This is a genomic window from Pseudomonas sp. PP3 (assembly GCF_905336995.1).
In the GTDB taxonomy this organism is placed as follows: domain Bacteria; phylum Pseudomonadota; class Gammaproteobacteria; order Pseudomonadales; family Pseudomonadaceae; genus Aquipseudomonas; species Aquipseudomonas reinekei.
This window is the reverse complement of the sequence record NZ_HG995459.1, coordinates 1,848,186-1,859,999: the sequence shown is the minus strand read 5'-3', so window position 1 is coordinate 1,859,999 and position 11,814 is coordinate 1,848,186. Positions and strand designations below refer to the sequence as shown.

Annotated in this window: 12 protein-coding genes and 1 tRNA gene; 3 read left to right on the top strand and 10 right to left on the bottom strand. The window is 58.6% G+C overall.

The window, feature by feature from the left end:
• Nucleotides 1–145 precede the first annotated feature (145 nt).
• Together KHO07_RS08695 and KHO07_RS08690 are read right to left on the bottom strand one after the other, a co-directional pair.
• Nucleotides 146–880 (bottom strand): alpha/beta fold hydrolase, encoded by a 735-nt coding sequence (locus tag KHO07_RS08695; RefSeq protein WP_212626925.1) that lies wholly within the window; start codon nt 878–880, stop codon nt 146–148.
• A gap of 98 nt (nt 881–978) precedes the next feature.
• Nucleotides 979–1,674: an HAD-IA family hydrolase gene (locus KHO07_RS08690; protein WP_150735359.1), complete on the bottom strand. Its 696-nt coding sequence runs from the start codon at nt 1,672–1,674 to the stop codon at nt 979–981.
• A gap of 244 nt (nt 1,675–1,918) precedes the next feature.
• Between KHO07_RS08690 and KHO07_RS29415 the strand changes: the two genes are divergently transcribed.
• Together KHO07_RS29415 and KHO07_RS08680 are read left to right on the top strand one after the other, a co-directional pair.
• Nucleotides 1,919–6,769, top strand: coding sequence for an RHS repeat-associated core domain-containing protein (locus KHO07_RS29415; RefSeq protein ID WP_212626924.1), 4,851 nt, complete (start codon nt 1,919–1,921; stop codon nt 6,767–6,769).
• Nucleotides 6,766–7,155 carry a hypothetical protein gene (locus KHO07_RS08680; protein WP_212626923.1) on the top strand — a complete coding sequence of 130 codons (390 nt, stop codon included), beginning with the start codon at nt 6,766–6,768 and terminating at the stop codon, nt 7,153–7,155. Before KHO07_RS29415 ends, KHO07_RS08680 begins: the two co-directional genes overlap by 4 nt.
• 437 nt (nt 7,156–7,592) lie before the next feature.
• On the opposite strand, the gene KHO07_RS08675 is transcribed toward KHO07_RS08680, so the two are convergent.
• From KHO07_RS08675 to KHO07_RS08640, 8 genes are all read right to left on the bottom strand, one after another.
• On the bottom strand, nt 7,593–7,811 hold the full coding sequence (locus KHO07_RS08675; RefSeq protein WP_212626922.1) for a hypothetical protein: 219 nt from the start codon (nt 7,809–7,811) through the stop codon (nt 7,593–7,595).
• 101 nt (nt 7,812–7,912) lie between these two features.
• Nucleotides 7,913–8,101: a hypothetical protein gene (locus tag KHO07_RS08670; protein WP_150735353.1), complete on the bottom strand. Its 189-nt coding sequence runs from the start codon at nt 8,099–8,101 to the stop codon at nt 7,913–7,915.
• 125 nt (nt 8,102–8,226) lie between these two features.
• Nucleotides 8,227–8,694 (bottom strand): glycine zipper domain-containing protein, encoded by a 468-nt coding sequence (locus KHO07_RS08665; RefSeq protein ID WP_150735352.1) that lies wholly within the window; start codon nt 8,692–8,694, stop codon nt 8,227–8,229.
• Nucleotides 8,695–8,805: 111 nt separating this feature from the next.
• Nucleotides 8,806–9,174 (bottom strand): bacteriocin, encoded by a 369-nt coding sequence (locus tag KHO07_RS08660; protein ID WP_075948685.1) that lies wholly within the window; start codon nt 9,172–9,174, stop codon nt 8,806–8,808.
• A 312-nt stretch (nt 9,175–9,486) separates the two neighbouring features.
• Nucleotides 9,487–9,675: a hypothetical protein gene (locus tag KHO07_RS08655; protein ID WP_212627598.1), complete on the bottom strand. Its 189-nt coding sequence runs from the start codon at nt 9,673–9,675 to the stop codon at nt 9,487–9,489.
• A 145-nt stretch (nt 9,676–9,820) separates the two neighbouring features.
• Entirely contained in the window at nt 9,821–10,141 is a 321-nt protein-coding gene (locus KHO07_RS08650; RefSeq protein ID WP_075948686.1) for a YbjQ family protein, read from the bottom strand.
• A gap of 88 nt (nt 10,142–10,229) precedes the next feature.
• The gene (locus KHO07_RS08645) at nt 10,230–10,412 is read right to left on the bottom strand and encodes a hypothetical protein (RefSeq protein WP_212626921.1); all 183 of its coding nucleotides are present in this window, start codon (nt 10,410–10,412) and stop codon (nt 10,230–10,232) included.
• Between the two features lie 309 nt (nt 10,413–10,721).
• Nucleotides 10,722–10,811, bottom strand: a tRNA-Ser gene (locus KHO07_RS08640).
• A gap of 308 nt (nt 10,812–11,119) precedes the next feature.
• On the opposite strand from KHO07_RS08640, the gene KHO07_RS08635 reads away from it, so the two are divergent.
• Nucleotides 11,120–11,809: a crotonase/enoyl-CoA hydratase family protein gene (locus KHO07_RS08635; protein ID WP_150735349.1), complete on the top strand. Its 690-nt coding sequence runs from the start codon at nt 11,120–11,122 to the stop codon at nt 11,807–11,809.
• Nucleotides 11,810–11,814 lie beyond the last annotated feature (5 nt).

The following is an 11,814-nucleotide window of genomic DNA, read 5'->3' as shown; positions in this document are numbered from 1 at the left end:
AAGGGAGATTTCAGAACGCTGAAAACCACTGTGGAAGCGAGCCTGCTCGCGATGAGGCAGTGTCAGTCGACATCAATGTTGCCTGACACACCGCTATCGCGAGCAGGCTCGCTCCCACAGGGATTGAGTGATATTTGAGTTTGGGTTATCCCACAGCAGCCATGGCATGCCGCCGATGATGAACCTCCAGCTGATCCTTGATCACCCGCAGCACCTTGGCTTCATGCTCATGGATGAAGAAGTGCCCGCCGGCGAACATGTCCACGGAAAAGCTGCCGAGGGTTTCCTGGCTCCAGCCGATCAATTGTTCGGTGGTGGCGCGGTCGGCCTTGCCGCCGAGCACGTGCACCGGGCACTTGAGCAGTGGGCGCTGGACTGGCTCGAAGCGCCCGCACAACTGGAAGTCGGCGCGCAGGATCGGCAGGGTCAGGCTCATCAGCTCTTCGTTGGCCAGCACTTCCTCGCTGGTGCCGTTGAGGATGCGCAGCTGCTCGATCAGTTCGGCATCGGTTTTCGGATCGGCAAAACCGCGGTCGTAGTCCAGGCGCATGGTTGGCGCGGCGGTGCCCGAGGCGAACAGCGCCACCGGCTCCGGAACGCCCAGCGAGCGAAACGCATGGGCCATCTCACAGGCCAGCAATGCGCCCAGGCTATGGCCGAACAATGCATAAGGCGCCCTGAGCATGGCTTTTTGTTCGTGGGCCAGTTGCAGCGCCAGCCGGCGCATGTCGGTGTGCAATGGCTCGCCATAGCGCGCGCCACGCCCCGGCAACTCCACCGGTTGCAACTTGATCCACTCCGGCAGTTTGCGCCGCCAGCGGCTATAGACCATGGCGCTCGCGCCAGAGTAAGGCAGGCACAGCAATGTCAGCGGGGTCACCGGACGTACCTCAAAAGTTGTCTGTAAAGAGAACGGATGAAGCACGTCTTGAATTAGTCGCCGATCAAATGCGGAGGCCTTTGCTCAGCGCATTTTCGTCAGGCCCACTCCAGCGCCGGCAAGCCAAAGGCGCTTGGCGTGAAGGCTTTGAGCGTACGAAGAATGCCATCGGCGTGAGCGTATTTTTCGTCGGCCATGGCCGCATCAGGAATCGCGATCGCCGTCATCCCCGCCGCTTTCGCCGCCGTGACACCGAACGGTGAATCTTCGAACACCAGGCAATCCTCGGGGGCAATACCCAGCCGCCGCGCAGCGGTGAGGAAGATATCCGGGGCAGGTTTGGCCGCGCCCACTTCCGGATCATCGGCAGTCACGACGAAGTCGAACAAGGCGAACCAGTCGCGGTGCAACGTGGTTTTCTGACCAAACGACTGGCTCGAAGAACTGGTGCCCACTGCAATCGGGATGTTGTGAGCCTTCAGATGCCGCACCAGCTGCTGTGCGCCAGGCATCGCCTGTGCTGTAGGAAAGCGTTCGCGCATCAGCGGTTCGCGGATCACCAGAAACTCTTCGGCACTGATCGGCAGATCAAGCGCCTCAACCACGTAACGCGCCAGGTCACCAGCACCGCGACCGATGATGTTCTGTTTGATGCTCCAGTCGAACGTCCGCCCGTAGCGTGCGGCAATCGTTGCCGTGACTTCGGTGTAGATGCCTTCGGTGTCCAGCAACAAGCCGTCCATATCGAAAATCACGGCCTTGATCGGGCCTAATTCTTTCAGCGGTGCATTCATCGCATCTGATCCGTATTAAACGAAATCCAGGCGGCTCAGGCGCGGCCGGCTCCGTGATGGATTAAAGGTTTCAGCAGCATAGCGAGCACCGCAGCCCAAGAGCAACGGGCAAAACCCGCCCCATGACGAAGTGACGTCGATGGTTTAGCGATTTGCCCTACAGCAAACACCACCTTTCCCGACTTCTTTCTCGACGGATCCAACGCACAGTTTCTCGCCCATTCACCCAGGCGAAATTGCGCGAATGTTTGATCCCGACAAGCTGCTGGCCCTGAACAACACCATCGGTTTGCTGGTGGTGGCGGCGTTGAACCCGCAGCAGCCGGACATCGAAGCGCTGCTCAGCGATTTTCGCCTCAGCCTCAATTCCTATGACACCTGGGCGGAAAACTTCTGGTCCGGCGGGACACTGGATGTCGAGCAAGTGTTCAAGGTCGGCAACGACGTGCGCCTCACTGCGCCGAAGCATTCGACTTCGCCCATCAGCTCCACCGTCGCCACCTGCCCCGCCAGCGGTCCGCTGACGCTGGTGCATCTGTTTCAAGCCGCGCGCTTCGTGCCGATCGGCAACACGCCAGTGATGCTGGAACCGCTGCTGACAGAGGACCGAAGCGGTCCGACATTTGGCGATCCCATCCACAAAACCATCGGCCCCGGCGGCATCCTGGAAATTCCCGAATGCTGGCGCGGCAATCGCTATCGCATCACCTTCTTTCCCAACGTCACCACCGCGCATATCAAAGCGCTCTACGACTCCTATCAAGGCGTGCTGAGTGAGCTGGAAGGCTGGCTTCGCAACGAGTGGAACAACGAGTTTCAACCGCTGTGGGCCGGGTTTGCCGAAGCGGATTTCACTGAACGCTATGGCATGTTGCAACGCGCGGATTGGCGGGGTGTCGACAACACCCTTCACGGTTTGTGGGATGACGTAAAGCAGCTCTACGGCCTGATCTCCGATCTGCAGGCCAACAGCGCGAAGCTCCTTGCGTACCTGACCGAAGCTGAACTGCAAAAGCTCCTGAACGCTTCGGCCGAAGCCATCGCCAACGTGCTGCTGGTGTTGAGCGACGAACCGTTGGTGTTCATTCATCTGGCGGCTTTCACCAGCTGGCTGCGAATGCTGCCGCCGCAGTACATGGCTGAAGTCGTAGCGGAAATTCGTACGGAGTTGCTGATCAGTTTCCTGCTGGTGCGCTTATTGGGTCCTACGGGCCTGAAGCTCGGCATGAGCGCCAAGGTGCTCAACAAGATCAAGTCTGAACGCGCCCGACGATGGCTGGCAGCGGCGAGTGTGCGCCTGGCGCAGCTGGCAAGCAGGTCTGACCTTAGCGACCACGCGGGCACCCTCAAACCGTTGCTGATCAATGCGCAAAGCGCGGGGTTGAAACCTGCGCCCGCGGTTCCGTTGCAGATCAGCACGGCAGGCGCGGCGGATGTCCGGGTGGACAATCCGCTGGCTATTGCACGGAGCAAGTCCGATGCAAAAACACGGCTGGGCCGGCATGAACCGCACGACGACGCCCCGGCCCAGGCGAAAAACCCGAACGGCGACAGTGCCGATTCCGCCGAGCGCACCGCTACCCACGGCTGCCCGGTGTCGCTGGTCACCGGCGAAGAACTGCTGACCCTCAGCGACGGTTTTCTGGATGGTTTGCTGCCGTTCGACTTCACCCGCTTGTACCGCAGCAGTGCCGTCGAACTCGACAGCGGTCTCGGTTTTGGCTGGAGCCATTCGCTGGCGCAGCGCCTGGAAATCGATGGTGACTCCGTGGTGTGGATCGACGCGGAAAACCGGCGCACGCCATTTCCTTTGCCGAACCTGGCGCGGCCGGCGATCCACAACAGCCTGTCGCGGGCGGCGATTTATCGGGGCGATGCGCCGGAAGAGTTGATTGTTGCGCTGGCGGGGGAGTCGGCGCGGTTTTTTCACTTTCGTGATGGCGGCCTGAGCGCGATCAGCGATGCCTACGGCAATCGTCTGGGCGTGCAGCGCGATTTTTCCGGGTGTATTCAGCGTCTCGACAACGGTGCTGGGCGCTGCCTGTGGTTGCGTTATGACCGTGGTCATTTAGTTGCCGTCGACTACCAGTGTGTTGACCTGGACGAGCAGGGCTGGCGCACCGAACAGACGCTGGTCAGCTACCGCTACGACGCCCGTTGGCGCTTGATCGAAGCCACCAACGCGGCGGGCGAAAGCGAGCGCTACGACTACGACGAGCAGCACGTCATTTTGCAGCGGCAACTGGCCGGTGGCGCGAGTTTTTACTGGGAGTGGGAACGCAGCGGCAAAGCGGTGCGCTGTGCCCGGCATTGGGCCTCGTTTGCGCAGATGGACACCCGCTACACCTGGGACGACGACGGTGGAGTGCAGCTCAAACACGCCGACGGCAGCGAGGAAACCTACGTCCACGACGACCGCGCGCGACTGGTACGCCGAGTGGCGGCCGACGGCGGCGAGCAGCGCAAGGCCTATGACGATCAGGGCCGCTTGATCGCCGAGCGGGACGCCCTCGGCGCCGTCACCGAATACCGCTACGACGAGCTCGGACGACTGATCGCGCTGATTCCGCCGGAAGGCGAGCCAACGTCCTACGAATACCGCAACGGTTTCCTGCACGCCCGCTATCGCGGTCAGGCCAAGTGGACCTACCAACGCAATGCCCAGGGCGATGTGACCTGGCTGATCGACCCTGACGGCCAGAGCACTTATCACGAGTACGACGCGCAGGGGCGGCTGCTGGCGATTCGTTATCCGGACCACAGCCGCCATCTGTTTGAGTGGAACGGCCTTGGACAACTGCTCGCGGAAACCCTGCCCGACGGCGGGCGGCGGCAGTTTTCCTACGATGCGTTGGGGCGACGGACGACAGTTCAGGACGAACACGGCGCGGTCACTGGTTATGAGTGGGATGCGCTTGGCCGACTGCTGCAGACGACGTTTCCGACGGGGGCCCGTCGCCGCTTCAGCTACAACGCCTACGGCCAGATCACCACCGAGCGTGATGAACTCGATCGCGTCACGCGCTATGAATACGCCGACGATCTGCACCTGGTCAGCCGGCGGATCAACCCCGACGGCAGCGAGCTGAAGTACCGCTACGACCACGCTCAACTGTTGCTCACCGAGATTGAAAACGAAGTCGGCGACCGCTATCGGCTGGACTACACGCCCAGCGGTTTGATTCAGGCAGAAACCGGTTTCGACGGTCGCCGTACGGCGTATGCCTACGACCTCAACGGCCAGTTGCTGGAGAAAACCGAGTTCGGCGATGACGGCTCGCAGCTCGTCACCGGTTATCAGCGCGACAGCGCCGGGCGGTTATTGGTCAAAACCCTGACGGACGGCAGCAAGGTCGAGTATCGCTATGACGGGCTGGGTCGGCTGGTCAGCGTCGACGACGGTCAGGACCATCCGCTGGAGTTTGAATACGACGCCCATGACCGGCTGATCACCGAGCACCAGGGCTGGGGCACGTTGCGTTACGGCTATGACGCCTGCGGCCAACTCCAGCACCTGCGCTTGCCGGACAACAGTCGCCTTGAATATCACCGCGCGCAAGGCGGGGTGCTTACGGCCATTGACCTCAACGGTTCGCGGCTGAGCAGTCATCAATTTGAGTTCGGAAGGGAGCGCCAGCGCCAACAAGGCCTGCTGCACAGCGACTTTGCCTACGACGAGCAGGGTCGTTTGCAGGCCCACGCTGTCCGGCAAGCCCAGCGACCGCTGTATCGCCGCGATTATGCCTACAGCGCCAACGGCAACCTCGCACAGGTCAACGACACCCGCCATGGCGAGCGCCACTACCAGTACGACCCCCTCGATCGCCTGACCGGTGTCCGCCATGCCCGCGATCAACACCCGGAAAACTTCAGCCACGACCCGGCCGGCAACCTGCTGATCCACGACCGCCCCGGCCCCTGGCACCTCAAGGGCAACCGCCTGCTGCGCCACGCCGATAGGCATTACACCTACGACGCCTACGGCAACCTGGTCCGCGAACGCCGCGGCGAAAACGTCACCGAATATCGCTACGACAGCCAGCACCGCCTGACCGGCTTCACCTCGCCCGATGGTCGCGAAACGTCCTACCGCTACGACGCCTTCGGCCGACGCATCGCCAAAACCGTCGATGGCCAGACCACACAGTTTTTCTGGCAAGGCGACCACCTCATCGCCGAAAGCAGCCAAACCCACTACCGCAGCTACCTCTACGAACCCGGCAGCTTCCGGCCCCTGGCCCTGCTCGACGGCAAAGGCCCGAAACACGCCTGCCCGTTCTACTACCACCTCGACCACCTCGGCACCCCGCAGGAACTCACCGACTACAGCGGCGAAATCGTCTGGTCGGCGAGGTACACCGGCTACGGCAAAGTCAGCCAAATCACCCACGGCGGCGGTGAACAGCTGGAGCAACCGCTGCGTTTCCAGGGCCAGTACTTCGACGCCGAAAGCGGGCTGCACTACAACCGCCATCGCTATTACCACCCGGATACCGGGCGATACCTGACGCCGGATCCGGTGAAACTGGCGGGTGGGTTGAACGCGTATCGGTACACGCCGAATCCGACGGGGTGGGTGGATCCGCTGGGGTTGAGCGGGAATTGTCCGGGGGCGAATACGCCGGGTTGCTCGGCGCCGGATGGTGGTGTTGGGGTTAAGGTTGATGAGGGGGAGCCCACCACACCCTCCCCCACAGCTAAAAACAGTTATCTGTATCGGGGAGATTCTCGGGAATCTTGGGAGATTTTTGAAACCGGTTTTGAACCTTTGGGAGAGAGTATGGACATCTACTTACACGCGCGTGACAACCGAAACCCTCCAAGTTTTTTTGTCAGTACTTCGACGTCCGAAACAGAGGCAATAAAATTCGCAACCGGATACGGATTTGAAGATGGATTCGTTTATGTAATAAAAAATATTCGGGGAATAGACGTGAATAAAAAACTCGGTCTTCTTTCACCTCATAGGAAGGAGGTCGAAATAGCTATGCCGGGGGGGATTGATAGTAAAGATATTCTAGGTGTCACTCCGGTACACGCAGATGGAAGCTATCAGGGTTACTCCATACCCAATCCTTATAGGAAGTGGCCATGAAAATAGTTGAAATATCCATAAAAAAACATGGGATCACACAGAAGGCACTGATTGAGTGTGATCGGCAAAATCGGACGCTAACCATGGTCTTGGAAAACAGTACAATAAAAACATACGTTGCCGATGATTTGTATGAGTGCCTCGGGCAGATAAGAGCCGAATTTCCAGAAACAAAATTCTTATGCAAAGGCGCTAAACTTAACGTTCATCCGTCGAGAATGTCTTCACAGATGTCCGCTGGACTAATCGCGTACGAGCTTCGTTTAGGAATGCCAAGTGAGCCCGAAGACATCGTTAATATTTTCGATTATGAAGAAAATGACATCACCAATGACATTCAACAACAAAAGGACTTCTATCAACGCTGGCTCGACTCTCTGGGGTGATAGAAAAAATGGAGTTGCAGCGATGCACCAGTTGGGAGTTATAGAGTTAACGAATGCAATAAGCCCAGCTAGCCGCCGGGCTTAGACAACTCAACCTGAATCTCACTGACCACCATTCTTATCTTCTGTCGTCTTGCCGTTTGTACTACCTGAGTCAGCGCCTCCTGCCCCACTCCCCGCCGAACTCCCCCCACCCGCCCCCGGACTAGTACTACTCCCATCAGCATCCCCACCATTCCCGCCTTCAATCGTGCCGGGTGGCAACGCATTTTCCGGGCCGGAGCCAGCATTCATTTCCGTAGACGGTGGCATTCCGCCCTTATCGACGGGCGCGTCGTTACCGGCATATACCGACAAAGCACCCAACGACAACAACCCGGCTACCGTCAGGGCAGTCACTGTTGACCTGTTCATGACGAACCTCCTTAGAAAGTTGCTTAACTCGGCTCGCCCGAGTAATCCTCACCGGCGATATCCGGGTCTTCAGGCGTTGCCTCAACATCCGTATCCGTGCGCCTCACCTCTTCGTTGGGAACCTGCTCGACGCCGGCGTCCTCGTCGGGCGGACGCTGGTCGCGATTCAAGGGATCGGTCGGTGAAGGCAACGGATACTCCGGGGTATCGTCCGTGTCGGTGTCTTTCGTGTCAGCGTTCATGGTGCACCTCGCAAAGTGCCTGAAATGCAGGCCCTGATCTTTCGAGATATCCGCAGCGCACGGGGTTCGATCGGCAAGACAACCGGTCAACGCCCGCTCGATCAATCCTCTTCGTCGACTTCATCCTCATCTTCGAATTCGAGATTTCCAACGTCGCCGGCGTCATCGGAATCGTTGAGCGGGACCGTTGCATCGTCCATCAAAGAACCAGGATCTTCATTGCCGGGGTCGTTGATAAATGGCAAACCACTCGGGCCTTTCTCTTCGTTACCTTCAGTTTCCGGAGTCATGACGGGCCTCAATTGTTCAGGGGTGTATGACGTTCGAGGCGAGCCACAGCCAAAACGTTCCAGAGACGCAGCCAGAAAAGCAAAACCCGGCGCTTGGCCGGGTTTTTCTGTTGATAACGATTGAATCAGCGGTGTTTGTTTTTGTGCTTGTTCTTGTGTTTATGACCACCACCGGAATGAGAACTGTGGTTGTCGTCGCCGAGATTGTTGCCGACGGCGCCACCGGCGGCCCCGCCCAGGCCTGCACCGATGGTCGAACCGGTAGAGCCGCCCAGGCTGTTACCAATCACCGAACCACCCGCCGAGCCTAAACCACCACCGATCGCGGCTTCAGTGCGGTTGCCTTTTTGCGCGCCAACCGCACTACCGGCTGCACCGCCAACACCGGCACCAATCGCGGCTCCGGTGCTGCCGCCCATCTGCCCACCCACTACGTTGCCCAACGCACCACCAAGACCACCACCTACCGCCGCCGTACCGTCACCGGCCGCCATTGCCGCTTGCGAGAGGAACAATCCAAAAACAATCGCGGGCAACGTGGTACGTCGAGCACTCAGCCGTGCAACTGATTTGCCTTTGGTTTTCGGGTTCATGGCCAGCCTCTTATTCTTCAGGGGTATGCAGGGTTTGAGGCGTTGCACCGAGAAACGTTCAAACCAAGAAGCCCGGCATATAGCCGGGCTCTTTCAGGCGATCAGATTTGATCAGTGACGCTTGTGACCTTTGGCCAGGTTGTTGCCTACGCCGCCGCCCAGCGCGCCACCCAGGCCTGCGCCGATGGTCGAACCGGTCTTGCCGCCCAGGCTGTTGCCGATGACCGAACCACCAGCAGCGCCAACGCCGCCGCCGATGGCTGCGCTGGTACGGTGGCCTTTTTTGGCCGCTACGGCACTGCCCGCTGCGCCCGCTACACCTGCACCGATAGCCGCGCCGGTGCTGCCGCCCATGCTCTGGCCTACAACGTTACCCAGAGCTCCGCCCAAACCGCCACCGATGGCGGCCGTGCCGTCACCAGCCATTGCACCTTGAGCAACCAGAAGACCCAGAACCAGAGCAGGCAGAGTGAAACGCATGACAAAAACCTCAAAAAATAGGGGGTGTAAACGAAAGGGGCGAGATTGAATGCTTTAGAGGAGAAAATGTCCAGACATGCGCGCGCTCAACCTCGTTGTTGGCGACGGTTGGACAGCATTTTTGGAAAAGGTTTTATGACAGGCAAAAAAAAGCCCGCTGGGGAACGGGCAGGGTGTTGCTTCTAACGGATGAGTTGAGCCTACGTAGGTCCATGTGAAAACTTTGTGAAAAAAATCCGCATTAAATAAACGTTCACACAATCTTCCAGAGACAAAAAACCCCGCTCGATGACGGGGTCTGTTCAATGTCCATTATTTCCTGGCCGGTGCCGTAACCTTGGGTAGGAATTTTCCCTTCAGCACTCGGCAAGCCCGGGTTTTGATCTTGTCGACCTCGGTCTGGTCTTCACCGAAGCTGGCTACATAATGCGTCTGGCCGCACTGTACATAGTTGTTGATCGGAAACTCTGCGCCGTCGTCTTCGATATACGGATCAGCCATCTCTTCGCCCCTCTCAAAAACGGGATCGACACCGGCAAGCCCTATTGCCCGAAAAATATCGACCACCAAGGATTTTGAGACTAGTCGGTCATTACTGGACTTGCCGTTCAGATAGCCCAACGCCCGACGAATGGCCCCCTGCGCATCACCGTAGCTTGACCGCCGTACCCGTAACAAAAACCACCACCATCCCGCCCTTCCCGGCCGGCATGCTGATCTCATAATCGAGCCCCACCACCGCATCCGCCTGCAGTGCCCGCGCCCGCTCCTTGATCTCGTCAGTGGCCTGCTCGCGCGCCTCCTTCAACGCCCGCTCCAACGTCTGCGAGCGACCACCAAAAATATCCCGCATCCCGGCAAACATATCGCGGATAACGTTGACGCCCTGCACGGACTCGGCACTGACGATGTCGAGGTACGCGGTGATTTGCCGACCTTCGATGGAATGGGTTGTGGTGGTGATCATTTAATTTCCTTGTTGCTAAAAGAATGAAGTGCATTAAACGCTACGCCGCGTCGCTCATTCTGATCGGGGGATTTGGGCAGACGACGAATCAGAGAAACTTGACCAACACCGCCGTGACAGTCGCCACCGTGCCAATCAAACCAGTGGCTACCGCCACCGGGTACCAGAACGTCTCCCGCGTCATCTTGCCAGCTTCAGCGTTCAACTTGCGCTGCTCAGCCATCAGCTTGACGACCTCCACATGAATCTTCTCCAGCTCCGCCGGCTTCATGGTGAGTTCCTGCATAACCTGCGTGTACCCGTGCTGGTGGATGGGCCTGTCAGAGTGCGTTGCCCTTTGATTCACTTTGTACCTCATCGAAGGCGCAAAACGAATCCCCGGCAAGAACGGGGTTATCAAGTGCTGAAACCTCCTAAAACGTCTAAACGTGCGGATTTGCAGCAGGCGTTCCCACACGCCGATCCAACGTCCTACACCAATTTCAGAAGCGGCCTGGTTTCTGCCGCCTGAAATTCAGGCACCTGAAACAACAAAACCCCTGGCTTCTTTCGAAACCAGGGGTTTTGTTTACATCGAATTTGGCGGTGAAGGAGAGATTCGAACTCTCGATACAGTTTCCTGTATACACACTTTCCAGGCGTGCTCCTTAAGCCACTCGGACACTTCACCGTATCTCTTCAAACATGTTCTGTCTGTCGAGGCGCGCTAATGTAGTCGAAAGTATTTCTGATGGCAAACATTTTTTTCAGAATTTTCATGCGGTTAACGCGATTGGTTGATTGCGATCGTTCAGGGACAGGGCAAACCGGCCAATCTCCGGCTTCGCGCCCTCCTCTATATAGAGGGCAATGCGTGGCTGGCGTGGCGGGCTACGCTTGCCGGGCGGGTAAAGGGTGACTGGCGGGTCAGTCACGGCGCTTTACCTGGCCGGTGGCGGTGGGTAACTTCTGCCCTACTTTATTGAAAGGAATAGCGTCATGAGTGAGTTGATTTCCTACCATCTCGAAGACGGTATCGCGACCCTGACCTTGAGCAATGGCAAGGTCAATGCCATCTCTCCGGACGTGATTACTGCCTTCAACGCTGCGCTGGATCAGGCGGTGACTGATCGGGCGGTGGTGATCATTACCGGTCAGCCAGGGATTCTGTCCGGTGGCTACGACTTGAAGGTGATGACGACCGGCCCTAAAGAAGCAGTGGCGTTGGTAACGTCCGGCTCGACGCTGGCCCGGCGCCTGTTGTCGCACCCGTTCCCGGTGATCGTGGCGTGCCCTGGGCATGCTGTGGCCAAGGGTGCGTTCCTGCTGCTGTCGGCCGACTATCGCATCGGTGTCGAGGGTCCGTTCAGCATTGGCCTGAATGAAGTGCAGATCGGCATGACCATGCACCATGCCGGGATCGAGATTGCTCGCGACCGCCTGAGCAAAGCGGCGCTGCAGCGTTCGGTGGTCAACGGTGAGATGTTCAATCCGCAGACGGCCGTGGCGGCTGGTTTCCTCGACGTGGTGGTAGCGGCTGAAGAGCTGCAAGGCGCTGCGTTGGCGGCGGCTCGACAGTTGAAGAAGATCAACATGACGGCCCACAAGAACACCAAGTTGAAAGTTCGCAAAGCTTTACTGGAGGCCCTGGACAACGCGATCATCCAGGATCAGGAGCATCTGGGTTAAGCCCA

Coding starts and splice junctions, on each gene's coding strand:
- KHO07_RS08690 (WP_150735359.1), bottom strand. CDS start 1,674: ATGAATGCACCGCTGAAAGAATTAGGCCCGATCAAGGCCGTGATTTTC.
- KHO07_RS29415 (WP_212626924.1), top strand. CDS start 1,919: ATGTTTGATCCCGACAAGCTGCTGGCCCTGAACAACACCATCGGTTTG.
- KHO07_RS08680 (WP_212626923.1), top strand. CDS start 6,766: ATGAAAATAGTTGAAATATCCATAAAAAAACATGGGATCACACAGAAG.
- KHO07_RS08675 (WP_212626922.1), bottom strand. CDS start 7,811: ATGAACGCTGACACGAAAGACACCGACACGGACGATACCCCGGAGTAT.
- KHO07_RS08670 (WP_150735353.1), bottom strand. CDS start 8,101: ATGACTCCGGAAACTGAAGGTAACGAAGAGAAAGGCCCGAGTGGTTTG.
- KHO07_RS08665 (WP_150735352.1), bottom strand. CDS start 8,694: ATGAACCCGAAAACCAAAGGCAAATCAGTTGCACGGCTGAGTGCTCGA.
- KHO07_RS08660 (WP_075948685.1), bottom strand. CDS start 9,174: ATGCGTTTCACTCTGCCTGCTCTGGTTCTGGGTCTTCTGGTTGCTCAA.
- KHO07_RS08655 (WP_212627598.1), bottom strand. CDS start 9,675: ATGGCTGATCCGTATATCGAAGACGACGGCGCAGAGTTTCCGATCAAC.
- KHO07_RS08650 (WP_075948686.1), bottom strand. CDS start 10,141: ATGATCACCACCACAACCCATTCCATCGAAGGTCGGCAAATCACCGCG.
- KHO07_RS08645 (WP_212626921.1), bottom strand. CDS start 10,412: ATGAAGCCGGCGGAGCTGGAGAAGATTCATGTGGAGGTCGTCAAGCTG.
- KHO07_RS08635 (WP_150735349.1), top strand. CDS start 11,120: ATGAGTGAGTTGATTTCCTACCATCTCGAAGACGGTATCGCGACCCTG.